The sequence below is a fragment of the Amycolatopsis sp. SID8362 genome (assembly GCF_010550475.1).
GTDB lineage: Bacteria > Actinomycetota > Actinomycetes > Mycobacteriales > Pseudonocardiaceae > Amycolatopsis > Amycolatopsis eburnea.
In genome coordinates, this window is sequence record NZ_JAAGNB010000854.1 from 1 (window position 1) to 294 (window position 294).

At 76.2% G+C, this 294-nt stretch carries 1 protein-coding gene; it reads left to right on the forward strand.

Features of this window, described 5'->3' with window-relative positions; translation table 11 throughout:
* A partial coding sequence (locus tag G3I65_RS26470; RefSeq protein WP_275940171.1) for a sigma factor-like helix-turn-helix DNA-binding protein occupies positions 1-294 on the forward strand: 294 nt, incomplete at both ends.

Consider the following 294-nt stretch of genomic DNA (forward strand, 5'->3'; position numbering starts at 1 on the left):
CGAGCCCGACGCCGCCGAAGTGCCGGAGCCCGCCGGGCCGATCCCGGACGACCGGCTGCGGCTCGTCTTCACCTGCTGCCACCCGGCGCTCGCGCAGGAGGCGCAGATCGCGCTGACGCTGCGGCTGGTCTGCGGGGTCGCGACCGCCGACATCGCGCACGCGTTCCTGGTGCCGGAGCCGACCATGGCCGCCCGGCTCACGCGGGCGAAGAAGAAGATCGCGGCCGCGCGCATCCCGTACGCGGTGCCGTCCGCCGCCGACCTGCCCGCGCGGGTGTCGGTCGTGCTGACCGT